The sequence below is a fragment of the Azospira sp. genome (assembly GCF_030247495.1).
Classification (GTDB): domain Bacteria; phylum Pseudomonadota; class Gammaproteobacteria; order Burkholderiales; family Rhodocyclaceae; genus Azospira; species Azospira oryzae.
The window spans coordinates 1-23,101 of the sequence record NZ_JAOTRW010000009.1 but is presented as its reverse complement, the minus strand read 5'-3'; the positions used below and the strand labels follow the sequence as shown (position 1 = coordinate 23,101).

The following is a 23,101-nucleotide window of genomic DNA, read 5'->3' as shown; positions in this document are numbered from 1 at the left end:
ATGCATATTCTGGTCACCGGCGGCCTGGGCTACATCGGCTCCCATACCTGCGTCGAGTTGCTGCAGGCCGGCCATGGCGTCACCATCCTCGACAACCTCTCCAACAGCCGTGCCGATGTGGCCGAGCGCATTGCCGGCCTGGGCGGTGCTGCGCCGATCTTCATCGAGGGCGACGTGCGGGACCGCCAGTTGCTGTGCCGGATTTTCCGGGAGCAGACTGTCGATGCCGTGATCCACTTTGCCGGCCTCAAGGCGGTGGGGGAGTCGGTGGCCCAGCCTCTGCGCTATTACGAGTGCAATGTGGGCGGCAGCCTGGTGCTGTTCGAGGCAATGGCCGAAGCCGGGGTCAAGACCCTGGTGTTCAGTTCGTCGGCCACGGTCTATGGCGATCCCCATGCGGTGCCGATCCGCGAGGACTTTCCGTTACGGGCCACCAATCCCTACGGACGCAGCAAGCTCATGCTGGAAGAGGTGCTGGCCGACATGGCGGCCGCCGATTCCCAATGGCGGATTGCCCGGCTTCGTTATTTCAACCCGGTGGGGGCTCACGAGAGCGGCTTGCTTGGCGAGGCGCCCAACGGCATTCCCAACAACCTGATGCCCTATGTGGCCCAGGTTGCTGCCGGCCTGCGTGCCCGCCTGTCTGTCTTCGGCAACGACTATCCCACCCCTGACGGTACCGGGGTGCGGGATTTCATCCATGTGGTGGACCTGGCCCAGGGGCATCTGGCAGCCCTGGCAGCCCTGGCGCGTGGGGAAGGGATGCTGACGGTTAATTTGGGAACAGGGCGTGGTTACAGCGTCCTCGATCTGGTGCGGGCATTCGAAGCGGCCAGCGGGAGGACCATTCCCTTCGATTTCGTCCCACGGCGGCCGGGCGACATTGCCGCCTGTTACGCCGACCCCGCCCTGGCGGCATCCCTCCTTGGCTGGACCGCCCGGCGGGACCTGGCCGCCATGTGCCGCGACACGTGGCGCTGGCAGCAGACTGCGGTGACGTTGGGGTTGGTCTAGGCGGCGTCCTGCAGGGGCGCGACTGCCCCTGTCTCGTTGCTGCCCAGCATGAGGCGCGTGGCGATCTGCTGGCGGGCCTGCTGGGCCAGTTCCTTGCGCCCTCCCGCGGCCTCCACGGTGAGGGGCGGGCATGCCTCCACCCGACCTTCCAGCCAGCCGGCCGCCAGGATGGATTGCAGGCATTGCCACAAACTGGTTTCCCCCACGTAGGCGGCAGCGGTGCTGCGCCGGCCGTTGCGGTCATGGTAGGAGAGGGCCAGGGGAACGATGGGGCGTCCGGCCTCGATGGCCGGTTGCAGCAGGGCGCCGTGGAAGTGCAGCAGGCTGCCGCCGTCGGTGGTGGTGCCTTCCGGGAAGAGGGCCACCATGTGGCCCCGGCCCAGGATGGCGCCGATTTCTTCGTTGATGATCCGGGCGTGGCCGCGGCTGCCGCGGCGCAGGAAAATGGTGTCGGTGCGCGCCGAGAGCCAGCCGATGACGGGCCACTGCCGCACTTCGGCCTTGGAGACGAAGGCGGCCGGCTGGGCGGCGTTGATCAGATAGACGTCCAGCCAGGAGACATGATTGGCCACCAGCAGGCTGCCCGGGGGCAGACCCTGCAGCTGGGCCTGCAGGTGCACGCCGAGGATGTTGAGCAGCTTCTCCGACCAGGCCTGCTTCAGGCGCAGGCGCCGTTCCGTGCCGATCAGGGGATACCACAGGGCCACCACCAGGATGCCGTGCACCAGGTGCAGCATCAGGCGGGACAGACGGAACCAGCGGATGGGGCGGGGCAGGGGATGGGCTTCAGCCCCGCTGCGGAGTGGCGATGTATCCAGTTTCAACGTCCCAGAAAGTGTTTGGCGTAGCGGGCGTCCACCTTGGACATGGGCAGCAGCACCGGCAGGTCGGCGGTGTTGAAATCCGGGTCCCAGGCCGGTTCGCCGCAGATCCAGGCGCCGGCTCGCAGGTAGCCCTTGATCAGGGGCGGGGTCTCGGCCTTCACCTCGTTGCGCAGGGCCTCCAGGGGCAGGGGGCAGCGGGGAAAGACGCGGTACTCCAGGGGGCTCAGGTGGTCCTGCAGCTGATTATACAGAGCCGCCGCGGCGTGGCCGCCGTCGGCCATGCTGATGGAGGCGCAGCCCACCAGATACTCGTGGCCGTTTTCCAGCATGTAGCGGGCCAGGCCGGACCACAGCAGGGTGATGGTGGCGCCGGTGCGGTAATCCGGATGGACGCAGGAGCGGCCCACTTCCACCAGGCGCGGGCGCAGGTGCTGCAGGCGGGTCAGGTCGAATTCGTTTTCGGTGTAGTAGCCGCCGATCTTGCGGGCCTTTTCCGGCGACAGGATGCGGTAGGTGCCGATGATCTCGCCGCTGTCCTCGTTGCGGCAGACCAGGTGGTCGCAATAGGGGTCGTAGATGTCCTGATCCACGCCCGGCACCCGGCTGGGCAGCTTGGCGCCCATCTCCTGGCCGAAGACGCGGTAACGCAGTTTCTGGGCTTCGAGGATTTCCCGTTCGCTCTCGGCCAGGCCGACGGAAAGGTTGCGGGCGTAGATGCGGCGGCTTTGTTCCAGCGACGTCTGTTCGTTCTGCATGGTCTGTCCTCCTTGAGTCATGAGGACAGAATCTAGAGAGCGTCTGTTACGCCGAGGTTGCGCCGTAGTGAAGTTTGGATGAAGCGGGGAGCCGTGCCGGCGTGGTGCCGGCACGGGGTCGGACTCAGTGGCTGACGCGGCTGCTGCCGTTGCCGGAGAGGATGCGCACCCGCTCGCCCGGATGGAATTCCTCGTCGGCTTCCTGGACGATGGCCACCAGATTGCCGTTGTCCAGCTTGACGGTGATTTCGACGCCGTCCTTCTTGCTGATCTTCTCTTCCAGGGCGCTGCCGGCCATGCCGCCGGCGACGGCGCCGAGGATGGCGCCGACGGTGCTGCCGCGGCCGCTACCCACGTTGCTGCCGGCCATGCCGCCGATGGCGGCACCGGCGACGGTGCCCACCGGGGTGTTGCCGCCTTCGATGGTGACCTTGCGCACGGATTCGACGACACCCTGGCGCACGGTCATTTCCTGACGGGTGCTGCTGCGGCCGTAGGAGCTGCCGGACTGGCTGTTGGCACAGCCGGCCAGGCTGCCGAGCAGCAGCAGGCCGGCCAGGCCGGCGATGGCGAGGGAGGGGATACGGGTCATGCTTTCTCCTTGCCGGCGGGGCTTACCACAGGCGGCTGCCGAAGGCCTGGTGGTATTGCTCGCCGATTTCTTCACGGGTGAAGGTGTGGTTCTGGGGGCCGGAACGGGCGATCTTGATGGCGCCGACGAGGGCGGCGAGGCGGCCGATCTGGTCCCAGTCCATGCCGTTGGCGATACCGTAGAGCAGACCGGCGCGGTAGGCGTCGCCGCAGCCCGTGGGATCGACCACCTCTTCTGCCTTAACGCAGGGAATATCCAGGCGTTGACCGCCGACGTAGATATGGGAGCCTTCGCCGCCCCGGGTCACCACCAGGGCCTTGACCAGCTTGGCCAGCTCTTCCAGGGACTTGCCGGTGCGGTCGGTGAGCAGCTTGGCCTCGTAGTCGTTGAAGGTGGCGTATTCGGCCTGGGCCAGGAAATCCAGCAGTTCGTGGCCGGAGAACATGGGCATGCCCTGGCCCGGATCGAAGATGAAGGGGATGCCGGCTTCGGCGAACTGCTTGGCGTGGCCGATCATGCCGTCGCGGCCGTCCGGGGCGACGATGCCCAGGCCGATGTCCTTGGCTTCTCCCACGCTGTTGAGGTGGGAGAAGGTCATGGCACCGGGGTGGAAGGCGGTGATCTGGTTGTCGTCCAGGTCGGTGGTGATGAAGGCCTGGGCGGTGTAGCTGTTGGCCACGGGGCGCACGTGCTCCCGGGACAGGCCCAGATCGTCGAGGCGCTTCAGGTAGGGGGCGGCATCTTCGCCGACGGTGGCCATGATGACCGGCTCGCCGCCCAGCAGCTTGAGGCTGTAGGCGATGTTGCCGGCGCAGCCGCCGAATTCGCGGCGCAGTTCGGGCACCAGGAAGGCCACGTTCAGGATATGGATCTGTTCCGGCAGGATGTGGTTCTTGAAGCGGTCCGGAAAGACCATGATGTTGTCGTAGGCGATGGAACCGCAGATGAGTGCGCGCATGGGAATCGTCGGGTAAATGGATTAAGCCCGCGATTATACCCGGGCCGCCGCCCGGCGGCCCGGCCCTAGTCCGGCGCCATGACGATGGCGGTGGCGGCCTGGTAGCGGCGCTCGTGGCTGCGCACGGCCTGGCCGAGGGCGGCGGCGAAGGCGTCGTGGATGTGCTCCCAGTCGTTGCCCACCACGCTCATGCGGGCGTGGTTGCGCAGCACCCGCAGGGTATTGGGTTCGGCCGCCTCCCGGGCGGCGGCGACGAAGGCGGTCGCGTCGCCGGCCGGGGCCAGCAGGCCGTTGCGGCCGGGCACGATCAGTTCCGAGGCCGCCGCGTAGTCGTAGGCCACCACCGGCAGGCCGGAGGCCAGGGCCTCCTGGGTGACGTTGCCGAAGGTCTCGGTGAGGCTGGGGAAGAGGAACAGGTCGCCGGAGGCGTAGTGGCTGGCCAGGTCGCTGCCGCTGCGCATGCCGGCGAAGACGTGCTGGGGATGGCGGGCCTGCAGCCCCGCCCGCACAGGGCCGTCGCCGACGAAGACCAGGCGCGCCTCCGGCTGGCGGGCCTGGATGGCGGCGAAGGCCTCCAGCACCAGATTGAGGTTTTTCTCCGGCGCCATGCGGCCCACGGACAGCACCACCAGGCTGTTGTCGGTGGCGCCCCAGGAGCGGCGCAGTTCGGCGGAGCGGCGCTCCGGGTGGAACAGGGCGGTATCCACGCCCCGGGCCACCACCTGCAGGTTGTCGTAGCCGTTGTCGCCCAGTTCCCGGGCCAGCTGCCCGGTGGGGACGAAGGTGGCGTCGGTTTTGTTGTGGAAGCGGCGCAGGTAGGCGGCGATGGGGCGCTTCAGCCAGCCCATGCCGTAGTGGTGGCTGTAGGCGTGGAAGTTGGTGTGGAAATCGGAAGTGACGGGCAGGCGCAGCTTGCGGGCGGCGGCGATGGCCGAACTGCCCAGGGGGCCTTCGGTCACCACGTGCACCACGTCCGGCCGCTGCAGGGACCACAGGCGGGTGAGGGCGCGCTTGGCGGGCAGGCCCAGCTTGAGGCCGGCATAGCTGGGGATGGGCACACCGGCGGCCAGCACCTCCTCCAGGGCGTGGCCGCTGGCCGGGCGCTCCTGGGCGTGCTGGCGGGGACGCACCAGCTGGATGCGGTGGCCGCGGCGGATCAATCCATCCACCATGCGGCTCAAGGTCATGGCCACGCCATTGACTTCCGGCGGGTAGGTTTCCGTCACCACGGCGATGCGCAGCTGGGGCTGGCTGGGCGCGTAGTCGTGGACGCAGAGCGGGGGCAGGTCGTCTTCGTGCATGGAGCCCATGCTGGCGACCAATGGTGACTTTTGTGTGACCGTTCGATGAAGTTTCGCTGACGTTGCCGGCAGGCGGCCATGCCTAGTCCAGCAGCACGAGGCTCCACACGGCGGCCACGTTGGCCAGGGAAATGAGCACGGCGGCGCTGCCGATGTCCTTGGCCCGCTTGGCGAGGCGGTGGTTTTCCAGGGAGATGCGGTCCACCGTGGCTTCCACCGCCGAGTTGAGCAGTTCTACCACCAGCACCAACAGCACGCTGCCGATCATCAGGGCCTTGCCGATGCCGCTGCCGGGAAGCAGCACCGCCACGGGGATGAGCAGCACGGCCAGCCACACCTCCTGGCGGAAGGCATCCTCATGGCGGTAGGCGGCACGCAGGCCGTCGATGGAGTAGTGCAGGGCGTTCCACAGGCGGGTGAGGCCGGTCTTGCCCTTGAACGGGCTTTCGTTTTGGGAGTCGTGGCTCATGGGGTCGGGGTGCAGGGATGAAAAAAAGCCCTTCCGCCTGGAAGGGCCGAACATTCCGAACGCCACAGAGCCTACCGTGGCCGTGTTACCGGGGGATTACGGGTAGAAGACGTAGAGGCGGTAGCCCGAGGGCACCAGATCCTTGGCCTCGATCCACAGCTTGACGGGGATTTCGCCGTTGGCCTGGAAGCCGGCGGGGGCGGCGGTGCCGGTGAGATAGTCGGCGGGCTGCAGGACGCGGCGGGAGACCACCGCATCCTGGGTGTCGGTGAGGGCCAGTTCCAGGGCCGGCAGGTCCTGCACGTAGGGCGCCCGGTTCTTCAGGGTGGCCATCAGGATGAGCTGGCCCTTGGCGGCGTCGGCCTGCAGGTCGGAGGCTTCGATGCTCACCAGCTCGGCCTTGCGCGGCAGGGGAATGTCCCAGCCGGCGGCGAGCATGAGGGGCTGCAGGGAGGGCAGGGCGATGGCCAGGTCGCTGCGGAAGCGGTGGGCCATCTGGCCGAGGAGGACGGAGAAGAGGATCAGGATGGCCAGCAGGAAGGGCCAGCGGGGCTTGCGCGCCGGTTCGGCCATGAGGGCGCCGCCACCGGCCAGGGGACGCTCGGCCCATTTGCTGTAGCCGGGAATGGCGGTGGTTTCCCGGGGCAGGATCGGGTCTTCCGGGTCATGGGCCAGATCGGCCGGCGCGGCGCCGGCGTCGGCCAGCACCGGCGCGTCGTTCGGCTCCTCGATGGCGGAGGCGTCCAGGATCGGCTCCTGGCGGTCGTCTTCGAGTGTGTCTGGCTGGGAGTCAGGAGTGTCGCCGTTCTCCGGTACGGCCGCCTGGAGATCGGCTTCCATTGCGCCCGCTGGCGCAGTACTCGTTGCGGTGGCTGCGGTGGCGAGTTCCACCTCGCCCGCATCCACCGGGCCGGCCGGCGGCGCGGCGGGGCGCGGGGAGGCGGCTTCCTCGCCGCCTTCGTCCAGCAGGTGCTCCAGGGCATTGAAGACGTGCTGGCACTGGCCGCAGCGGACCTTGCCGCCCCGGGCCTTGAGCTGTTCCGGCGTGACCCGGAAGGTCGTCTGGCACTCAGGTTGGGGGCAGCGGGTGAGGATCATATGCGGCGGCCTTCCAGGCAGACCCAGCCTTCCCGGCGGTCGGCCACGGCCATGGCGAACCAGGGGCTGTAGATGGCCATCAGTTCCTCTTCCTGTTCCACCAGGATGCCGGACAGGGCCAGCCAGCCGCCGGGGCGGACGTGGGCGGCCAGGGCCGGGGCCAGGGCCTTGAGCGGGTTGGCCAGGATGTTGGCGATGAGGATGTCGAACTGGCCGTCAATGGGCTCGCGGGAATCGGCGAAGTGGGCGCTGACCCCGTTACGCTCGGCATTGGCCTTGGCCGCATCCACCGCCTGGGGATCGATGTCCACCCCGGTCACCGGGTTGGCGCCGAGACGGGCGGCGGCGATGGCCAGGATGCCGGAGCCGCAGCCGTAGTCGAGCAGGCTGCAATCGGCGGTGACGTAGCGCTCCAGCCATTCCAGACAGAGCCGGGTGGTGGGGTGGGAGCCGGTGCCGAAGGCCATGCCCGGGTCCAGAATCAGGTTGATGGCGTCCGGGGCCGGGGTCTCGTGCCAGGAGGGCACGATCCACAGCTTGTCGGAGACGCGGATGGGGTCGAACTGGGACTGGGTCAGCTGCACCCAGTTCTGCTCTTCCACCGTTTCCAGGGTGAAGGCGGGCGTCGGCAGGCCCAGCCCGGCGCAGCAGGCGGCGAGTACCGCCCCCGCGTCCGCATCGGCCTCGAACAGGGCGGCGATGCGGGAATGGTCCCAGGCCGCCGCGATGTCCATGCCCGGTTCGCCGAACTGGGGCGTCTCTTCCGGCGTGCCCGCATCCGCATCCTCGATGCCGGCGGAGAGTGCCCCCGCCTCCATCAGGGCGTCGGTGAGGGCTTCGGCGCTGGCAGCGTCGGTGTCGCAGCGGAGCTGGAGCCAGGCCATCGGCGCTTAGCCTTCCACCGACTTCACTTCGTTCTTGGCGGCCAGCTTGTGCTCCAGGTAGTGGATGCTGGTGCCGCCTTCGACGAAGCGGGCGTCCTGCATCAGTTCCTGATGCAGCGGGATATTGGTCTTGATGCCCTGCACCACGGTCTCGGAAAGGGCGATGCGCATGCGGCGGATGGCCTGTTCCCGGGTGTCGCCGAAGGTGATGATCTTGCCGATCATGGAATCGTAGTGGGGCGGCACCTTGTAGCCGGAATAGGCATGGGAATCCACGCGCACGCCGGGGCCGCCGGGCGGATGCCACCAGCTGATGGTGCCGGGAGAGGGCACGAAGGTGAAGGGATCTTCGGCGTTCACGCGGCATTCGATGGCGTGGCCGCGGAACTGGATGTCCCGCTGCTTGAAGCGCAGCTTCTCGCCGGCGGCGATGCGGATCTGTTCCTGGACGATGTCGATGCCGGTGATCAGTTCGGTCACCGGATGCTCCACTTGAACCCGGGTGTTCATCTCGATGAAGTAGAACTCGCCGTTCTCGTAGAGGAACTCGAAGGTGCCGGCGCCGCGATAGCCGATGCGGCGGCAGGCTTCGGCGCAGCGTTCGCCGACCCGGGCGATGAGGCGGGCGGGGATGCCGGGAGCCGGTGCTTCCTCGATCACCTTCTGGTGGCGGCGCTGCATGGAGCAGTCCCGCTCGCCCAGGTAGACGGCGTTCTTGAACTCATCGGCCAGCACCTGGATTTCCACGTGGCGCGGGTTCTCCAGGAACTTCTCCATGTACACCATGGGGTTGCCGAAAGCGGTCTGGGCTTCCTGGCGGGTCATGGCCACGGCGTTGATGAGGGCGGCTTCGGTATGCACCACGCGCATGCCGCGACCGCCGCCGCCGCCGGCAGCCTTGATGATCACCGGGTAGCCGACGGCGCGGCCGATCTTGATGATTTCCTTGGGGTCTTCCGGCAGGGCGCCATCGGAACCGGGCACGCAGGGCACGCCCGCAGCCTTCATGGCGTCCTTGGCGGAAACCTTGTCGCCCATGAGGCGGATGGTCTCGGCCCGGGGGCCGATGAAGACGAAGCCGGAGGATTCGACCCGCTCGGCGAAGTCCGCATTTTCGGAGAGGAAGCCGTAGCCCGGGTGAATGGCCTGGGCGTCGGTGACCTCGGCGGCGGAGATGATGGCCGGAATGTTGAGGTAGCTGAGGGCGGAGGAGGCCGGGCCGATGCAGACGGATTCGTCCGCCAGCTTCACATACTTGGCTTCCCGGTCGGCCTCGGAGTGCACCACCACGGTCTTGATGCCCAGTTCACGGCAGGCCCGCTGGACTCGCAGGGCGATCTCGCCCCGGTTGGCGATGAGGATTTTCTCGAACATGGAGAAAACTCCTTAGCCGATGACGAACAGGGGTTCGCCGAATTCAACCGGTTCGCCGTTGTCCAGCAGGATGGCCTTGATGGTGCCGGAAGCGTCGGCTTCGATCTCGTTGAGCAGCTTCATGGCTTCGATGATGCACAGGGTGTCGCCCTGCTTGACGGTCTGGCCCACCTGCACGAAGGGCTCGGCGCCGGGGGAGGAGGCGCGGTAGAAGGTGCCGACCATGGGCGACTTGACCACGTGGCCTTCCGGTAGGTCGTCGGTGTCGTCCAGGTTCACGCTGCTGGGGGCCGGTGCGGCAGCCGGTGCGGCGGCGGGCACGGCGTAGGTCATGGGCTGGCCCACGGGGGCGGCGACATGCTTGGCAATGCGGACTTTCTCTTCGCCTTCGGTGACCTCCAGCTCGGAGATGCCGGATTCCTGTACCAGGTCGATGAGTTTTTTGAGTTTACGCAGATCCATTGAATTCTCCCTCGAAAATCCGCCCTATTGAGTTGGCGGTGGAAGTAGCTAGATGTGAAAAACCGGAAACCGGGTCTGGCGTGGCAGCTCAGTCGGCGTTGAGTCGGCTCAGCAGGAACTCCAGGGCCAGGGAATATCCCTCGGACCCCAGGCCGCTGATGACCCCGATCGCCAGATCGGAAAAATAGGAGTGGTGCCGGAACGGCTCCCGGGCGAAGACATTGGAGAGATGCACTTCGACGAAGGGGATGCCGACCGCGGCCAGGGCGTCCCGCAGCGCAACGCTGGTATGGGTGTAGGCCGCCGGGTTGATGAGGATGAAGCGTACTCCCTGCTCCCGGGCCGCATGGATGCGTTCGATCAGGGCGCCTTCATGGTTGCTTTGGAAAGCTTCCAGTTCGACGCCGGCAGATTCGGCGCGCACGGCCAGAGCCCGGTTGATGTCGGCCAGGGTGGTGCTCCCGTAAATCTGGGGCTCCCGGGTGCCGAGCAGGTTCAGGTTGGGGCCGTGCAGGACCAGCAGGCGCGGCGGAATGGTTTGTTCTGCCTGGGTCTTGCCCTTGGCGGAAGATGAAGTTTGCTTCTTCATGGCGGCAAGTTTGCCGCAATTCGCGACAGTTTGTCCAGTTTGCCTCTTTCGAAAGTCATAGCAGGGGTTGCAGGATGGCAGCCAGTTCGGCGCCGTTGAGTCCGCCCAGGCGTACGTGGCGGGCCTGGCCCTGGCGGTCCAGCACCAGGGTGAAGGGCAGGCCGCCCCGGCTGTTGCCCAGATTTTTCAGGTTGCCCACGGCTTCCGGGGTGGCGATCAGCAGGGGGTAGGCGGTTGGCTGCTTGGCGGCGAATTCCTGCACGCTGTCGGCAGAATCCAGGGCAATGCCGATAAATTGCACCCCCTTGCTCCCCAGCTCCTGCTGCAGGCGGGAAAACTCGGGCATTTCCTCCCGGCAGGGCGGGCACCAGGTGGCCCAGTAATTGATGACCCGTACCTGCCCGGACCACTGGGCCAGGGCCTGGGGTTTGCCGTCAGCCGTCGGCAGCTGCAGTTGCAGGAGCTGCCGTACGGCCTTCGCCGGCGGTTCGGGGGTAAAGGCCGGGTGCTCGCCCCGGCCGAAATAGAGGCCGGCGGCGAAGGCTGTGGCGGCCAGGCCGATGGCCAGGGCCAGGCGCATTAACAAGGGGCGTGTCGGTTTCATGGATTTGCCGGTAGCAGGGCGCGCACGGCTTCCAGGCGGGCCCGCTCCCGCAGGCGGCCGTCCCGGCTGCGGTAGGCGGTGCGTTCGTCCTGGGGCGGGTAGATCACCAGATTGATGGTGTCCCCTTCCATATCCAGTTGCAGCACCGCATCCACCCGGTCGTGGCGGGGCGTGGTGTGTTCAAAGGGGATTTGCCGGTTGAGGAGGAATATCTCCACCTCCTTGGCGCTGTCCGGGTAGAGCAGAATGTCCACCTCGGCGTAGCGGCCGGCGCTGCCGTCCAGGACGGAACCGGTGAGATAGGGGTGAAATGGCGTCATGATCTCCATCATTTCTGCCGCTTTTCCCCGTAGTTCGTCGATCCGTTCCTTCTGTTCCCGCTCCTGGTAGAGGGCCTGGTAGGCCCGCAGCTCGCTTTCCACCTCGGCATTGGTGGGCAGGGCGTCCGTATCCGGGCTGCCCAGCTGCCGGGCTGCCTTGCGCTTGGCCAATGGGTAGTCGGCGATGCCGTCTTCCGCCATGAGGCGGGCGGCGGTGCTGGCGATGAGCTGGCGCAGGTGGGCGTTGCGGGAGGCCTGGGCATCGGCACGGCGAGAGGATGGCTTCATGGCAGACCCCGGCTGTTAGAATCAGGCCTCATTCTAACCGGCGGAATATTGCATGCATATTCACATTCTCGGCATCTGCGGCACCTTCATGGGCGGTATCGCCCTGCTGGCCCGGGCTGCCGGCCATCGCGTCACCGGCTGCGATGCCAATGTCTATCCGCCCATGAGCACCCAGCTGGAGGCTCAGGGCATCGAACTGACCGAGGGCTACGATGCTGGCCAGATCGCCGTCGATCCCGACATTTTTGTCGTCGGTAACGCCATTTCCCGTGGCAATCCGCTGCTCGAGGCCATTCTCGACCAGGGGCTGCCCTATGTGTCCGGCCCCCAGTGGCTGGCCGAGCATGTGCTGCAAGGCAAGTGGGTCCTGGGCGTGGCCGGCACCCACGGCAAGACCACCACCAGTTCCATGCTGGCCTGGATTCTCGAGTGCGCCGGCCTCAACCCGGGCTTTCTCATCGGCGGCGTGCCCCAGAATTTCGGCCTGTCGGCCCGCCTCACCGACCTGCCTTTCTTCGTCATCGAGGCGGATGAATACGATACGGCCTTCTGCGACAAGCGCTCCAAGTTCATCCACTACCGGCCGCGGACGGTCGTGCTGAACAACCTTGAGTTCGATCATGCCGACATTTTTGCCGATCTGGCGGCGATCGAGACCCAATTTCACCATCTGGTGCGCACCATGCCCCGTTCCGGCCTGGTGGTGGCCAATGCCCGGGAGGAAAGCTTGCAGCGGGTGCTGGCCCGGGGCTGCTGGTCTGGGGTGGAGTGGTTCGGCGGCGACAGCTGGTCCGCCATCGGCGACGACGGCGACGGTTCTCTGGTCCTGCTGCAGGATGGCCGGGAAGTGGCCCGCACCACCTGGGGCCTGACCGGCGAGCACAACCGGCAGAACGCCGTGGCCGCCATCCTGGCTGCCCGTCACGTGGGGGTGCGGCCCGAGGACGGCCTGCAGGCCCTGTCCTCCTTCCAGAATGTGAAGCGGCGCATGGAAGTGCGGGGCACGGTGCGCGACATCACGGTGCTGGACGATTTCGCCCACCATCCGACCGCCATCGCCACCACCGTGGCCGGCCTGCGGCACAAGCTGGGCAAAGGCTCCGGCCGCATCCTGGCGGTGCTGGAGCCCCGCTCCAACACCATGAAACTGGGCGTGATGAAGGACCGGCTGGCTGGCAGCCTGGTGGATGCGGATCTGGTCTTCTGCTATTCCCGGGATCTGGGCTGGGATGCGGCTGCCGCCCTGGCATCCCTGGGCGAGCGGGCCGTGGTGCTGGACGACCTGGAGGGGCTGGTGGCCCGCATCGCCGCCGCCGCCAGGCCGGGAGACCAGGTGCTGGTGATGAGCAATGGCGGCTTCGGCGGTATCCACCAGAAGCTGCTGACGGCCCTGGCTGCCTGAGCGTTGCCGTCGCGCCGCCTCGTCGTGCCGCCTATTTCGCTGCCAATAAAAAGCCCGGGCTAGTCCCGGGTTTTTTATTGGTGCTGTTGCCAGAAGTTACTGGGTTTTCTTGCTGCGGCTGCCGGCGGCAGGCTTTTTTGGCTTGGCTGCCGTCTTGGCGGCAGCCTTTGCCTTGGGCGGTTCGGCCGGGGCTTCCGGCTGGGCGGCCTGCTGTTGCTGCAGGTGTTCCTGTACCTGGTTCATCATGTTCCAGGGCCACATGGCAGCCTGGGAAAAAGCGCTGGCCGCGGCTTCGGCGGCGGCGCCGGCGGCTTCGGCCGTGCCCGAGGTGTCCTGGGCCATTTCCTCCCGCTGCTGGGCGGCCATGGCTCCCATGGTCTTTACGGCGGTGAGGGTGGAGTGCTGCATTTCCATGCCCTGGATGGTCATCTGCAGCATGGACAGGTTCATGCGCAGCCAGCCTTCCACTGCCTTCAGGTCGGTGATCTGCTTTTGCAGCTCGTCCGTGTCCAGGGTGGGGGTGACCATGCCGGGGAGGGAGAAGCCCATATTGCCCCACATGTTCTTGACGAAATCCAGGGGATCGTTGCTTCCGTTGTTGAGGCTCATGGTGGGTCTCCTTTGTTGGCGCCGTATCCTGCCATAGTAGCGAATATTTTCTGCGCCGGAATAGCCGGGAGTCCGCCGGAGTGCTAAATTAGCGCCAAAACAACAACGTCATCCCATAACCCTATGCTCAATTTGCTCGTCATCGAAGACCACGCGCTCGTCAGGGAGGGCCTGGTTCGCGTACTGCGTCAGCTGGAAGCGGAGGTGACCGTCTTCGAGGCTGGCGATTGCCATTCCGCCCTCGCCGTGCTGGAAAAGGAAGCGGACCTGGATCTGGTGCTGCTGGACATCGCCCTGCCGGGGCTTGATGGCCTGGCCTGCCTGGACCTCTTCCGCAGCCGCTTCCCCGCCGTTCCGGTGGTGGTCGTTTCCGCCTACGACGATGCCCATACGGTGAACCGGGCGCTCAAGCACGGCGCCCTGGGCTTCATTCCCAAGGCCTATTCCACCGAGAAGCTGGTGGCGGCGGTGCGGCAGGTGTTGGGCGGCAGCATCCACAAGCCGGAGCAGACCATGCCGGTGAACCTGGGGGCCGAACTGGCGCCCACGCCGGCGGTGCAGGAAGCGCCCGCTTCCGAATTCGGTCTGACCGAGCGTCAGGCCGAGGTGCTGGGGCTGATGACCAAGGGCAAGTCCAACCGGGACATCGCCAATCTGCTGGGCCTCTCCGAAGGCACGGTGAAAATCCACATCACCGCCATTTTCAAGGCCCTCGGCGTTTCCAGCCGGACCCAGGCCCTGGTGGCCGTCAGCCGCCTGGGCATCAAGGTCTGACCTAGGCGTTTTCCGTCTTTTCCAGTTCGCCGGCCAGGCGCTGCAGCAAGGCACGCAGCTTGGCCGGTCGCGCCGGATGGGGCAGGCTGAACCAGCCCCCATCCGCCATTCCCTCCTGCTCTTCCCCGCCGATGATCACGGCCGGGCGCTCCGGCGCCAGGGCCAGCACTTCGCGCAAGGTCGTGCCGTTGCCCGGCGCCAGCCAGAGGAAGGGGCCTTCGCTGCCGGCAGCCATCTCGGCCAGCAGGGCCTGGGCCGCGGCGACCGATTCCACCCGACGGCAGCGCAGGCCCCAGTCCCGCAGCCAGGCCTCCAGCTGCTCGGCGCTTTCGGCCATGAAGCCCGGGCCGTAGGCCAGCAGGGCGGCCAGGGGCGGGCGTTGTTCCAGTTCGGCGGCGGGCGTCTCCGCCACGGCCGCGCAGGCCGGCAGCTGGACTGCGAACACCGAGCCCTGGCCCAGGGCGGAGCGCAGATCCAGGGGGGCCTCCATGGCCTTGGCCAGCCGGTCCACGATGGCCAGGCCCAGGCCCAGGCCCTTGCCCTGGCCCCGTTCCGCATTGCCGACCTGGACGAATTCCTCGAACACGGCCCGCTGGAACTCGGGGGCGATGCCGTCGCCGCTGTCCCTTACCTCGACCCGCCAGGCCTGGCCCCGGCGGCGGGCGGCGACCAGGATGCTGCCCCGCTCGGTGTAGCGCAGGGCATTGGTGATGAGGTTGCCCAGCAGCCGTTCCACCAGGGCCGGGTCCGTATGGGCCCAGGCCCGGGTGGGGCGGAAGCGCAGGCGCAGCCCCCGGTTCTCCGCTTCCCGGGCATAGGTCTGCTGCAGCTTGTCGAAGATGGCCTGCAGGGGCGTGGCCAGGGGCTGGGGATTGACCCCGGCCACATCCAGGCGGGAGATATTGAGCAGGGCGTCCAGCAGTTCCGACATGCTGCGGATGGAGGTGCCGATCTGGCCGGCCAGCTTTTCCTGGTCCGGGCCCCGGGCGTGGTTCTTCAGGTCGGAGGCGAACAGGTTGAGGGCGTGCAGGGGTTGCCGCAGGTCGTGGCTGGCGGCAGCCAGGAAGCGGGACTTGGCCAGGCTTGAGCGCTCCGCCTCGGCCCGCTTGCGTTCCAGTTCCCGGGTGGCGTCGGCGATCTTGCCTTCCAGGTTGTCCCGGGCTTCCTGCAGGGCCTGGGCCATGGTGTTGAAGCCTTCCTCCAGGCGCTGCAGGTCGCCGCCGCTGTCGGCGGGCAGCTGCAGGTTGAGCTGGCCGGCGCGGATGCGCTCCACTGCCTTTTCCAGGCGCACGATGGGGCGGCTCACCTGGCGCGTCAGGATCATGGCCAGCAGACTGGTGGCGGCCACGGTCAGCAGCACCAGGGTCAGGGTGAAGGCGATGGTTTCCTGGCGGCGGGTCTCCAGGGACTGGCGGGACATTTCCACCACCACCCAGCCGAGCAGGGGCGGCGGCTCGGGGCGGCCGGCTACCGGGGACTCGGCGAGGAAGGGGTCCTGGATGTCGAAGCGGTGGCGCAGCACCGGGGCGGCGATGCGCAGATGGTCCTCGTCCTCGTGGATGACGTCGCTCTGGGTCGGGCTCGGCAGGGGCGAGAGGGGCGCCGGCAGGGCGCCGCTGGCCGCCAGGGCCTCGCCCTCCTGGTCGTAGACCTCGACGCTGTTCACGTGGGCTTCCTCCAGGGCGGCCAGGGCCACGCTGCCCAGGGTCTGGCGGTCGCCGGAGTAGGTGCTGTACTCGGCGATGGCCGCCAGCTGCCGGGCCAGGCCCAAGCCCCGGTCCCGCAGGTCCCGGTCCAGGTCGGAGAGCAGGGCGAGGACGAAGTAGACGCTGAGGGCGCCGGCCACCGCCACGGCGGGGGCCAGGGCGAGCAGGAGGATGCGGGTCTGGATGCCCCAGTTTTTCAAGATGGCGGCTGCTGTCGGTAGGAAGGTTGATGACGTTAGGCTAGGCCGGATTGTCCCCGGATGCGTCTTCCGCGGCAACTGCGGCGGCCAACTGGGTGCGCAGACTCTCCGGGGTGTAGCAGTAAAGGCGGGTGCGGCGGCGGTCGCCCACTTCGATGATGCGATCCGCCTCGGCCCAGGGCACGGGGAAGCTGTTGCTCACCAGCAGGCCGTCGGCCGGCAGTTCCGCGGCGGCCTTCTGGCCCAGCCAGTCCATGGGTTCGGGGGAAAGGAAGGTGTACACCAGGTCGTGGCCGGCCAGGTCGGTGCGCCACATGTCGCCGTAGCGCAGGGCGGCATTGGCCTGGCCGGAGAGGCGCAGGCGGCCAAGCAGCCAGGTGAGGGGGGCGTTCTCCAGGCCATCCACCCGGACTTCGGGCAGGGCCCGGGCCAGGGGCGCCTGCAGGCTGCCGATGCCTGCCCCCAGGTCCAGGATGCGCCGGCTGCCCCGCTCCCGGGCCAGGTTGGCCAGGGCGGCCGCCGTTTCCCGGTTGGAGAGGTAGAGCGGCACCTGGCCGGAGACGGCGCCCCGGTACACCAGCAGCATGAGAACGAAGGCCAGCAGGAACCAGCCCGGGGTAATGTCGAGCTGGGCCACGGCCCAGGCCAGGGGGGCGAAGCAGGCGTGGATCAGGCGCCACCACCAGGCCTGGCGGCTGAGGGTGGCGAAGACCAGGGCGGTGCCGCCGATGGCCAGGGCCACCTGGTCCCAGGGCAGCAGCTCGGCCTTCATGCCGTAATAGGGCCAGGCCAGGGACAGCACCAGGAGGACGGCGGCGAACTGGAGGGCGAGTTGGCGGGAAGAAGCGGGCACGGCGGAGCCTGAAAAAAAGCGGGTCGGTCATTGTAACCGACCCGCCGTTCCGGCCCGGACGGGCTCGCCGGCCTCGGACCTCGGACCTCGGACCTCAGACCTCAGACCTCAGACCTCAGACCTCAGACCTCAGACCTCAGACCTCAGACCTCAGACCTCAGACCGCTGGGGCCGCTCCGCCCCCTTCCAGTTGCCGCAGCAGCTCCTGGCGCTGCTGTCGGGCTTTCTCGGCGCTGGCGGCCTTGACGTGGCCGTAGCCGCGCACGCTTTCCGGCAGCCGCGCCAGTTCTAGCAGGGCCGGGTGGGCGCTGCCGGCGGCCAGGGCCTCCAGAATGCGCTCCAGGTCTGCCTCGTAGCCGGCCTGCAACGCCCGTTCCATGCGCCTTTCGGCGGTGTGGCCGAAAACGTCCAGGGCCGTGCCGCGCAGGAACTTGAGGCGGGCCAGCAGTTTCAGGGCGCCGAGCATCCAGGGGCCGTACTGCCGCTTGCGGATCTGGCCGCTGCGCGGATCCGGCCTGGCCCACAGGGGCGGGGCCAGGTGCACATGCACCGCGTAGTCCTTGCCCGGTTCGCCGGCGAAGGTCTGGCGCAGACGGGCGAAGAACTCGGGCCGGGTATGCAGTCGCGCCACTTCGTACTCGTCCTTGATGGCCAGAACCTTGAAGTAGTTGCGGGCGGCGGCCAGGGTCACCGGCAGGGCCGGGTCCAGGGGCGCCTCGGCCTGGCGCAGGGCTTCGATGCGCTGGCGGTAGCGGCGGGCCAGGGCGGCGTCCTGGTAGTCCGTCAGTTCCTGCTCCCGCAGGGCCAGCACTTCCTCCAGGGCGGCGTCAGGCCGGGGCGGCGGCGTGTCGGCGGCAGGCGTTGCCAGCTGGCGTACCCGGGCCTCGTCCACGGCGGCGCGGCGGCCCCAGTCGAGGGCCTGGAGATTGGCCGCCACGGCAGTACCGTTGAGCTCGATGGCCCGGCCCAGGGCCGGCAGGCTCACCGGCACCAGGCCTTTCTGCCAGGCGTAGCCGAGGAGGAACATGTTGGTATACAGGGCGTCGCCCATGAGGGCCGTGGCCAGGGCCTGGGCGTCGAGGAACCAGGCGTGGTCGGCGCCCACGGTGGCGGCCACCGTCTGCTGCATGCGGGCCAGGGGGAACTGCCAGTCCGGGTTGCGGGTGAATTCGGCGGTGGGGGTTTCCGTGCAGTTCACCACGGCCCGGGTGCGCCCTTCCAGCATCTTGGACAGGGCCTCGTTGCCTGCCGTCACCACCACGTCGCCTCCCAGGATGGCGTCCGCCTCGCCGGTGGCGATGCGGGCGGCGTGGATGTCCTCCGGCCGGTCGGCGAAGCGCAGGTGGGTGAACACGGCGCCGTATTTCTGGGCCAGACCGGTCATGTCCAGCACCGAGACGCCCTTGCCGTCCAGGTGGGCGGCCATGCCGATGAGGGCGCCCAGGGTCACCACGCCGGTGCCGCCGACCCCCGTCACCAGCAGGTTGTAGGGCCGCGCGGTGGGCGGCAGCACGGGCTCGGGCAGCGGCGGCCAGTCCTGTTCGTCCATGGCCAGGGCCTGGCCTTTTTTCAGCTTTGCCCCTTCCAGGGTGACGAAGGAGGGACAGAAGCCCTTGAGGCAGGAGAAATCCTTGTTGCAGTTGGACTGGTCGATGGCCCGCTTGCGTCCGAAATCGGTTTCCACCGGGATGACCGAGAGGCAGTTGGACTGCACCGAGCAGTCGCCGCAGCCCTCGCACACTGCCTCGTTGATGAAGACCCGGCGGTCCACGTCGGCCAGCTTGCCCCGCTTGCGGCGTCGTCGCTTTTCCGTGGCGCAGGTCTGGTCGTAGATGAGGATGGTGGTGCCGGGAATTTCCCGCAGTTCCCGCTGCACCGCGTCCAGCTCGTCCCGGTGGCGCACCGGCACGTTGGGCGCCAGGTCCGTCACCTCGGCGTATTTTTCCGGCTCGTCGGTGACGATCACCATCCGGCCCACCCCTTCGGCCTCCAGCTGGCGGGTGATGCGGGGCACGGAGAGGATGCCGTCCACCGGCTGGCCGCCCGTCATGGCCACGGCATCGTTGTAGAGGATCTTGTAGGTGATGTTGGTTTTGGCCGCCACCGACTGGCGGATGGCCAGCAGGCCGGAGTGGAAGTAGGTGCCGTCCCCCAGGTTGGCGAAGATGTGCTTTTCTTCGGTGAAGGGCGCCTGGCCGACCCAGGTGACGCCCTCGCCGCCCATGTGGGTGAAGGTGGAGGTGCTGCGGTCCATCCAGGTCACCATGTAGTGGCAGCCGATGCCGGCCACGGCCCGGGAGCCTTCCGGCACCCGGGTGGAGGTATTGTGGGGGCAGCCGGAGCAGAAGTGGGGCGTGCGCTGGGTGAGGATCAGGGGCGTCTGCAGGGCCTTCTGCTTGGCCTCGATGAGGTCCAGGCGGGCCTTGATGGCCGGGCTGGTGAAGTGGCGCTCGATGCGGCTGGCGATGGCCCGGGCGATCTGGGCCACGGACAGTTCGCCGGCTGCCGGCAGCAGCCAGTCGCCGTGGGCCAGGTGGCCCTTGCCGTCGGGCAGCAGGGCCCATTCGCCCTTCTCGTCGAACTTGCCCACCACCCGGGGGCGCACGTCCTCGCGCCAGTTGTAGAGCTCTTCCTTCAACTGGTATTCCAGCATCTGGCGCTTCTCTTCCACCACCAGGATTTCGTCCAGCCCCTCGGCGAACTGGCGCACCCCTTCCGATTCCAGGGGCCAGACCATGCCCACCTTGTAGAGGCGGATGCCGATCTGGGCGGCCAGCTGCTGGTCGATGCCCAGCTCGTCCAGGGCCTGCATCACGTCCAGATAGGACTTGCCGGCGGTGATGATGCCCAGGCGCGGTGCCGGGGAGTCGATGACGATGCGGTTGAGCCGGTTGGCCCGGGCGTAGGCGAGGGCGGCGTAGAGCTTGAAGTGGGTGAGGCGGGCCTCCTGCACCAGGGGCGGGTCGGGCCAGCGGATGTTGAGGCCGTCGGCCGGCAGTTCGAAATCATCCGGCAGGCGGATGTCCAGGGCCATGGGGTCCACCCACACCGAGGCCGAGGTTTCCACCGTGTCTGCCAGGGCCTTGAAGGCCACCCAGCAGCCCGAATAGCGGCTCATGGCCCAGCCGTGCAGGCCGTATTCCAGGTACTCCTGGACGTTGGCCGGATACAGCACCGGCATCATCACCGCCTTGAAGACGTGCTCGGTCTGGTGGGGCAGGGTGGAGGACTTGGCGGCGTGGTCGTCGCCGGCCACCACCAGCACGCCACCGTGCCGGGAGCTGCCGGCGGCGTTGGCGTGGCGGAAGACGTCACCGCTGCGGTCCACCCCCGGGCCCTTGCCGTACCACAGGGCAAACACCCCGTCGTACTTGGCGCCGGGGAAGAGATTGACCTGCTGGCTGCCCCAGACGGCGGTGGCGGCCAGGTCCTCATTGACCCCGGGCTGGAAGGTGATGTGGTTTTCCGCCAGATATTTCTGGGCTTTCCACAGGCCCTGGTCCAGACCGCCGAGAGGGCTGCCCCGGTAGCCGGAAATGAAGCCGGCAGTGCTGAGCCCCTGGGCCTGGTCCCGCAGCCGCTGCAGCATGGGCAGGCGGATCAGGGCCTGGGTGCCGGTGAGAAAGGCGCGGCCGGAAAGGGTGGTGTACTTGTCGTCCAGGCTGGCGGACGCCAGCTCCTTGGGGACGTGCAAAGAGAGATCGCTCATGCGATTTGCTCCTCCATTGGTCGCCGGCGTCTCGCCTTCATCCCGTTTGCGGGCGGGCAGGATCGCGTTGGCAGGTTGGTCTGTCCGGTCGCTGCCTTGTGGGCTGTGCCGGTCTTGTCATACGTCGCGGGTGGGCGACGCAGGCATTGTATGGGACCACGGAGGGCGCGTAACGTTGCGTTGCAGCAGGCGCGGCACGCAACGGCAGATGCGATGAAAAAGGGCGCCGCAGCGCCCTTGGTGGGGGAGGTGGCGCCTCAGGCCTGGGGCGGCAGGATCTTGCCCGGGTTCATCAGGTTGAGGGGGTCCAGGGCGGTCTTCAGGGTGCGCATCAGGGCCACACCGTCTTCCCCGTGCTCCTGCAGCAGGTAGTGCTGCTTGCCCAGGCCGATGCCGTGTTCGCCGGTGCAGGTGCCTTCCATGGCGATGGCCCGTTCCACCACGCGCTGGCTGATCCACTCGCCCTCGGCCATTTCCTTGGGGTTGTCCGTATCCACCAGCACCACCAGATGGAAGTTGCCGTCGCCCACGTGGCCGAAGAGGGCGATGGGCAGGGAAACCTGGGCGATGTCCTCATTGGTGGCGTGGATGCATTCGGCCAGGCGGGAGATGGGTACGCAGACGTCGGTGGGGAAGCAGCGGGCGCCGGGCTTGAGCTGCAGGCAGGCGAAATAGGCGTCGTGGCGGGCCTGCCACAGGCGGCTGCGGTCCTCCTGGCGGGTGGCCCACTGGAAGTCCTGGCCGCCGTTACCCTGGGCGATTTCCTGGGTCAGTTCGGCCTGCTCCTGGACGCCGCTGCCGCTGCCGTGGAATTCGAAGAACAGGGTCGGCGCTTCCGGCAGGGTGGTCTTGGAGTAGCGGTTGATGGCCTGCAGGGTGAGGGCGTCCAGCAGTTCCACCCGGGCCACCGGCACACCCAGCTGGATGGTCTGGATCACCGTGTCCACGGCGGCATCCACCGAGGGAAAGGCGCAAACGGCGGCAGACATGGCTTCCGGAATGGGGTACAGCTTCACCGTCAGCTCGGTGATGATGCCCAGGGTGCCCTCGGAGCCGACGAAAAGGCGGGTCAGGTCGTAGCCGGCGGAGGACTTGCGGGCCCGGCTGCCGGTGCGGACGATTTTGCCCTCGGGGGTGACCACGGTCAGGCTCAGCACGTTTTCCCGCATGGTGCCGTAGCGCACGGCGTTGGTGCCGGAGGCCCGGGTGGCGGCCATACCGCCCAGGGTGGCGTCGGCGCCCGGGTCGATGGGGAAGAACAGGCCGGTGCCCTTGAGTTCGTCGTTCAGCTGCTTGCGGGTGACACCGGCCTGGACGGTGACGTCCAGGTCCTCGGCATGGATGGACAGCACCCGGTTCATGCCGGACAGGTCGATGCTGATGCCGCCGTGTACCGCCAGCACATGGCCTTCGACGGAGCTGCCGACCCCGTAGGGAATGACGGGTACGCGGTATTCGCGGCAGAGGCGGACGACGGCTGCCACTTCCTCGGTGCTTTCGGCGAACACCACGCCGTCGGGCAGCATGGGCTCGTGCTTGGATTCATCGCGGCCATGCTGCAGCCGCACGGATTCGCCCTGGGAGTAACGGGTGCCGAACTGCTGGCGCAGGGCTTCAACGAGGGCGGCGGGCAGGGGCGCGGAGGCTATGGTCATAGGTAGTGTGGGGGCTTGAGCAAAGGCGGCATTCTAGGCCGAGAGGGGCGGGAAGCGAATTCGTACAAATCGGGCTGGACGTATGGGAATCTTTTGCTATAATGCGCCCTCGCTTCGCGATGCAGGGCTTGACACGGGCAACCGGCATAGCCATAATTCGCGGCTTCGTTTTGGAGGAGTTCCCGAGCGGTCAAAGGGATCAGACTGTAAATCTGACGGCTCTGCCTTCGAAGGTTCGAATCCTTCCTCCTCCACCAAGTTTTTGTTGCGGTTAGCGATGTCCGGTTCTGAAGTTTGGGCGTCGTGGGTGAAAAATCGAACGCGGGTGTAGCTCAATGGTAGAGCTGAAGCCTTCCAAGCTTAAGACGAGGGTTCGATTCCCTTCACCCGCTCCACTCCGCACGGTTGGTTGAAAGCGGATGCCCATGTAGCTCAGTGGCAGAGCACTCCCTTGGTAAGGGAGAGGTCGGCAGTTCAATCCTGCCCATGGGCACCACTGATTGCCCCGAAGTTTTTTTTACATTTTCTAAATTCGAGGTACCGCAATGGCCAAGGAAAAGTTTGAACGTACGAAGCCGCACGTTAATGTGGGCACCATCGGTCACGTTGACCACGGTAAGACCACGCTGACTGCTGCTATCACCACCATTCTGTCCAAGAA

General features: G+C 67.4%; 22 protein-coding genes and 3 tRNA genes. 7 read left to right on the top strand and 18 right to left on the bottom strand.

Annotation, left to right across the window (positions count from 1 at the left end; genetic code table 11):
• Entirely contained in the window at window positions 1-1,014 is a 1,014-nt protein-coding gene (galE, locus tag OEL49_RS13785; protein ID WP_014235513.1) for a UDP-glucose 4-epimerase GalE, read from the top strand.
• Here the strand turns inward: galE and OEL49_RS13780 are convergent.
• The 13 genes from OEL49_RS13780 to OEL49_RS13720 form a co-directional block, all read right to left on the bottom strand.
• Window positions 1,011-1,838 carry a lysophospholipid acyltransferase family protein gene (locus OEL49_RS13780; protein WP_014235512.1) on the bottom strand — a complete coding sequence of 276 codons (828 nt, stop codon included), beginning with the start codon at window positions 1,836-1,838 and terminating at the stop codon, window positions 1,011-1,013. The genes galE and OEL49_RS13780 overlap by 4 nt on opposite strands.
• Window positions 1,835-2,593, bottom strand: a complete 759-nt coding sequence (locus OEL49_RS13775) for a GNAT family N-acetyltransferase (RefSeq protein ID WP_014235511.1) — start codon at window positions 2,591-2,593, stop codon at window positions 1,835-1,837. The genes OEL49_RS13780 and OEL49_RS13775 overlap by 4 nt, the downstream gene beginning before the upstream one ends.
• Before the next feature lie 124 nt (window positions 2,594-2,717).
• Window positions 2,718-3,185, bottom strand: coding sequence for a glycine zipper 2TM domain-containing protein (locus OEL49_RS13770; RefSeq protein WP_014235510.1), 468 nt, complete (start codon window positions 3,183-3,185; stop codon window positions 2,718-2,720).
• A 22-nt stretch (window positions 3,186-3,207) separates the two neighbouring features.
• Window positions 3,208-4,143: a carbohydrate kinase family protein gene (locus tag OEL49_RS13765; protein ID WP_014235509.1), complete on the bottom strand. Its 936-nt coding sequence runs from the start codon at window positions 4,141-4,143 to the stop codon at window positions 3,208-3,210.
• A 65-nt stretch (window positions 4,144-4,208) separates the two neighbouring features.
• Window positions 4,209-5,444 carry a glycosyltransferase family 4 protein gene (locus tag OEL49_RS13760; RefSeq protein WP_130459903.1) on the bottom strand — a complete coding sequence of 412 codons (1,236 nt, stop codon included), beginning with the start codon at window positions 5,442-5,444 and terminating at the stop codon, window positions 4,209-4,211.
• A gap of 82 nt (window positions 5,445-5,526) precedes the next feature.
• Window positions 5,527-5,913, bottom strand: coding sequence for a diacylglycerol kinase (locus OEL49_RS13755; RefSeq protein WP_014235507.1), 387 nt, complete (start codon window positions 5,911-5,913; stop codon window positions 5,527-5,529).
• Window positions 5,914-6,009: 96 nt separating this feature from the next.
• Complete coding sequence (locus OEL49_RS13750) at window positions 6,010-7,011, bottom strand: DUF3426 domain-containing protein (RefSeq protein ID WP_287875203.1); 1,002 nt, start codon at window positions 7,009-7,011, stop codon at window positions 6,010-6,012.
• A complete protein-coding gene (gene prmA / locus OEL49_RS13745) occupies window positions 7,008-7,895 on the bottom strand; it encodes a 50S ribosomal protein L11 methyltransferase (RefSeq protein WP_287875201.1) in 888 nt (295 codons plus the stop codon). The genes OEL49_RS13750 and prmA overlap by 4 nt, the downstream gene beginning before the upstream one ends.
• A gap of 6 nt (window positions 7,896-7,901) precedes the next feature.
• Window positions 7,902-9,269 carry an acetyl-CoA carboxylase biotin carboxylase subunit gene (gene accC, locus OEL49_RS13740; RefSeq protein WP_014235504.1) on the bottom strand — a complete coding sequence of 456 codons (1,368 nt, stop codon included), beginning with the start codon at window positions 9,267-9,269 and terminating at the stop codon, window positions 7,902-7,904.
• A 12-nt stretch (window positions 9,270-9,281) separates the two neighbouring features.
• Window positions 9,282-9,731 carry an acetyl-CoA carboxylase biotin carboxyl carrier protein gene (accB, locus tag OEL49_RS13735; protein WP_130459907.1) on the bottom strand — a complete coding sequence of 150 codons (450 nt, stop codon included), beginning with the start codon at window positions 9,729-9,731 and terminating at the stop codon, window positions 9,282-9,284.
• A gap of 88 nt (window positions 9,732-9,819) precedes the next feature.
• Window positions 9,820-10,320 carry a type II 3-dehydroquinate dehydratase gene (gene aroQ, locus OEL49_RS13730; protein ID WP_014235502.1) on the bottom strand — a complete coding sequence of 167 codons (501 nt, stop codon included), beginning with the start codon at window positions 10,318-10,320 and terminating at the stop codon, window positions 9,820-9,822.
• 55 nt (window positions 10,321-10,375) lie between these two features.
• Window positions 10,376-10,924 carry a TlpA family protein disulfide reductase gene (locus OEL49_RS13725; protein ID WP_014235501.1) on the bottom strand — a complete coding sequence of 183 codons (549 nt, stop codon included), beginning with the start codon at window positions 10,922-10,924 and terminating at the stop codon, window positions 10,376-10,378.
• Window positions 10,921-11,532: a hypothetical protein gene (locus OEL49_RS13720; protein ID WP_130459909.1), complete on the bottom strand. Its 612-nt coding sequence runs from the start codon at window positions 11,530-11,532 to the stop codon at window positions 10,921-10,923. The genes OEL49_RS13725 and OEL49_RS13720 overlap by 4 nt, the downstream gene beginning before the upstream one ends.
• Window positions 11,533-11,584: 52 nt before the next feature.
• Between OEL49_RS13720 and mpl the strand changes: the two genes are divergently transcribed.
• Window positions 11,585-12,934 (top strand): UDP-N-acetylmuramate:L-alanyl-gamma-D-glutamyl-meso-diaminopimelate ligase, encoded by a 1,350-nt coding sequence (gene mpl, locus OEL49_RS13715; protein ID WP_287875197.1) that lies wholly within the window; start codon window positions 11,585-11,587, stop codon window positions 12,932-12,934.
• Between the two features lie 96 nt (window positions 12,935-13,030).
• On the opposite strand, the gene OEL49_RS13710 is transcribed toward mpl, so the two are convergent.
• Window positions 13,031-13,543, bottom strand: coding sequence for a PhaM family polyhydroxyalkanoate granule multifunctional regulatory protein (locus OEL49_RS13710; RefSeq protein ID WP_205229791.1), 513 nt, complete (start codon window positions 13,541-13,543; stop codon window positions 13,031-13,033).
• 123 nt (window positions 13,544-13,666) lie between these two features.
• Between OEL49_RS13710 and OEL49_RS13705 the strand changes: the two genes are divergently transcribed.
• Window positions 13,667-14,317 (top strand): response regulator, encoded by a 651-nt coding sequence (locus OEL49_RS13705; RefSeq protein WP_014235497.1) that lies wholly within the window; start codon window positions 13,667-13,669, stop codon window positions 14,315-14,317.
• Window position 14,318: 1 nt separating this feature from the next.
• Here OEL49_RS13705 and OEL49_RS13700 read toward each other — a convergent pair whose 3' ends face one another.
• From OEL49_RS13700 to OEL49_RS13685, 4 genes are all read right to left on the bottom strand, one after another.
• Window positions 14,319-16,223 (bottom strand): ATP-binding protein, encoded by a 1,905-nt coding sequence (locus OEL49_RS13700; protein WP_287875192.1) that lies wholly within the window; start codon window positions 16,221-16,223, stop codon window positions 14,319-14,321.
• Between the two features lie 40 nt (window positions 16,224-16,263).
• The gene (locus OEL49_RS13695; RefSeq protein ID WP_287875190.1) at window positions 16,264-17,076 is read right to left on the bottom strand and encodes a class I SAM-dependent methyltransferase; all 813 of its coding nucleotides are present in this window, start codon (window positions 17,074-17,076) and stop codon (window positions 16,264-16,266) included.
• Window positions 17,077-17,233: 157 nt separating this feature from the next.
• The gene (locus OEL49_RS13690) at window positions 17,234-20,785 is read right to left on the bottom strand and encodes an indolepyruvate ferredoxin oxidoreductase family protein (protein WP_287875188.1); all 3,552 of its coding nucleotides are present in this window, start codon (window positions 20,783-20,785) and stop codon (window positions 17,234-17,236) included.
• Between the two features lie 257 nt (window positions 20,786-21,042).
• On the bottom strand, window positions 21,043-22,440 hold the full coding sequence (locus OEL49_RS13685; protein WP_287875186.1) for an FAD-binding oxidoreductase: 1,398 nt from the start codon (window positions 22,438-22,440) through the stop codon (window positions 21,043-21,045).
• A 172-nt stretch (window positions 22,441-22,612) separates the two neighbouring features.
• Between OEL49_RS13685 and OEL49_RS13680 the strand changes: the two genes are divergently transcribed.
• From OEL49_RS13680 to OEL49_RS13665, 4 genes are all read left to right on the top strand, one after another.
• Window positions 22,613-22,697, top strand: a tRNA-Tyr gene (locus tag OEL49_RS13680).
• 64 nt (window positions 22,698-22,761) lie between these two features.
• Window positions 22,762-22,835: transfer RNA gene (locus OEL49_RS13675), tRNA-Gly, on the top strand.
• A 26-nt stretch (window positions 22,836-22,861) separates the two neighbouring features.
• Window positions 22,862-22,936, top strand: a tRNA-Thr gene (locus tag OEL49_RS13670).
• A gap of 49 nt (window positions 22,937-22,985) precedes the next feature.
• Window positions 22,986-23,101: GTP-binding protein (locus OEL49_RS13665; protein ID WP_287875394.1), on the top strand; the 116-nt coding region annotated here is incomplete at its 3' end.

Excerpts from the sequence above, each read along its gene's own strand:
- galE (WP_014235513.1), top strand. The coding sequence starts at position 1 with ATGCATATTCTGGTCACCGGCGGCCTGGGCTACATCGGCTCCCATACC.
- OEL49_RS13775 (WP_014235511.1), bottom strand. The coding sequence starts at position 2,593 with ATGCAGAACGAACAGACGTCGCTGGAACAAAGCCGCCGCATCTACGCC.
- OEL49_RS13770 (WP_014235510.1), bottom strand. The coding sequence starts at position 3,185 with ATGACCCGTATCCCCTCCCTCGCCATCGCCGGCCTGGCCGGCCTGCTG.
- OEL49_RS13765 (WP_014235509.1), bottom strand. The coding sequence starts at position 4,143 with ATGCGCGCACTCATCTGCGGTTCCATCGCCTACGACAACATCATGGTC.
- OEL49_RS13760 (WP_130459903.1), bottom strand. The coding sequence starts at position 5,444 with ATGCACGAAGACGACCTGCCCCCGCTCTGCGTCCACGACTACGCGCCC.
- OEL49_RS13755 (WP_014235507.1), bottom strand. The coding sequence starts at position 5,913 with ATGAGCCACGACTCCCAAAACGAAAGCCCGTTCAAGGGCAAGACCGGC.
- OEL49_RS13750 (WP_287875203.1), bottom strand. The coding sequence starts at position 7,011 with ATGATCCTCACCCGCTGCCCCCAACCTGAGTGCCAGACGACCTTCCGG.
- prmA (WP_287875201.1), bottom strand. The coding sequence starts at position 7,895 with ATGGCCTGGCTCCAGCTCCGCTGCGACACCGACGCTGCCAGCGCCGAA.
- accC (WP_014235504.1), bottom strand. The coding sequence starts at position 9,269 with ATGTTCGAGAAAATCCTCATCGCCAACCGGGGCGAGATCGCCCTGCGA.
- accB (WP_130459907.1), bottom strand. The coding sequence starts at position 9,731 with ATGGATCTGCGTAAACTCAAAAAACTCATCGACCTGGTACAGGAATCC.
- aroQ (WP_014235502.1), bottom strand. The coding sequence starts at position 10,320 with ATGAAGAAGCAAACTTCATCTTCCGCCAAGGGCAAGACCCAGGCAGAA.
- OEL49_RS13725 (WP_014235501.1), bottom strand. The coding sequence starts at position 10,924 with ATGAAACCGACACGCCCCTTGTTAATGCGCCTGGCCCTGGCCATCGGC.
- OEL49_RS13720 (WP_130459909.1), bottom strand. The coding sequence starts at position 11,532 with ATGAAGCCATCCTCTCGCCGTGCCGATGCCCAGGCCTCCCGCAACGCC.
- mpl (WP_287875197.1), top strand. The coding sequence starts at position 11,585 with ATGCATATTCACATTCTCGGCATCTGCGGCACCTTCATGGGCGGTATC.
- OEL49_RS13710 (WP_205229791.1), bottom strand. The coding sequence starts at position 13,543 with ATGAGCCTCAACAACGGAAGCAACGATCCCCTGGATTTCGTCAAGAAC.
- OEL49_RS13705 (WP_014235497.1), top strand. The coding sequence starts at position 13,667 with ATGCTCAATTTGCTCGTCATCGAAGACCACGCGCTCGTCAGGGAGGGC.
- OEL49_RS13690 (WP_287875188.1), bottom strand. The coding sequence starts at position 20,785 with ATGAGCGATCTCTCTTTGCACGTCCCCAAGGAGCTGGCGTCCGCCAGC.
- OEL49_RS13685 (WP_287875186.1), bottom strand. The coding sequence starts at position 22,440 with ATGACCATAGCCTCCGCGCCCCTGCCCGCCGCCCTCGTTGAAGCCCTG.